The 969-nt window shown below is 48.3% G+C and carries 1 protein-coding gene and 1 pseudogene; both read left to right on the top strand.

Annotated features, from left to right (window positions below; genetic code table 11):
* Nucleotides 1–48 precede the first annotated feature (48 nt).
* A complete protein-coding gene (locus ACTHUR_RS12190) occupies nucleotides 49–705 on the top strand; it encodes a response regulator (RefSeq protein ID WP_049333503.1) in 657 nt (218 codons plus the stop codon).
* Between the two features lie 136 nt (nucleotides 706–841).
* Nucleotides 842–969, top strand: a pseudogene (locus ACTHUR_RS12185) (tRNA (guanosine(46)-N7)-methyltransferase TrmB); the annotation flags it as partial.

Here is a 969-nt window from a genome sequence, read left to right as displayed (position 1 = left end):
AGGTACGGCGGTTATGCTGACTTTGCCGCAACAAATGAGAACAGCATCATGACGATTAAAATTACCCTTATTGACGACCACACCCTATTTCGCAGTGGCATCAAAGCCCTGCTCTCCCGCCAGCCTGATTTTGAAGTCATCGGCGAAGCTTCAGACGGCCTGGCCGGCGTAAAAATGGTTGAGCAGCTCAAGCCTGATGTGGTCTTGCTGGACTTGGATATGCCGGTCATGAACGGCCGCGAAGCACTGGCTCAAATTTTGAGCATCAATCCGCAACTAACCGTCATCATGCTGACTGTTTCCGAAGACAGCGATGATTTGACCGAATGTATGCGTATGGGTGCAAAAGGCTTTTTGCTGAAAAACATCAACGCCGACTTCCTGTTGGAAAGCATCCGCAAAGCTGTCGATGGCGACAATGTCTTTTCTCCGGAAATGACCAGCCGTTTGGTGCAATCGCTAATTTCTCCATCTCCTTCCCGCTCCGACCATCTGCTGGAGCAACTGACCCCGCGAGAGATGGAAATCTTGGGCTATCTTGCCGCCGGACACAGCAACAAAATCATTGCCCGCCATTTGAATCTGGCAGAGTCAACCGTCAAAGTGCATGTACAAAACCTGTTGCGCAAATTAAACCTAAGCAGCCGCGTCCAAGCTGCGGTTTATGCGGTGCAACACAAAGTACCGCAACCGGTATTGTCTTAAAAGGCCGTCTGAAACCTTCTTTTTAAAAGGTTTCAGGAAAAGCGTTTATTCGCTATAATCACGCCGATTTATATGCAGGGTTGTCTGATTCTTTCAGACGGCCTTTTTATTTGATTTCTCACTGATTTAAAAAAACATGTCCGAAAACATTCCAGAAAATACACCCGAAAATACTGTTCCTGAAGAACACAAACGCAGCATCCGCAGTTTCGTCTTGCGTCAAGGCCATATGACCGCGGCCCAACAGCGCGCCATCGATACGAT

It is taken from the genome of Neisseria sp. P0021.S007 (assembly GCF_051956855.1).
This window is presented reverse-complemented; position numbering and strand designations above follow the sequence as displayed.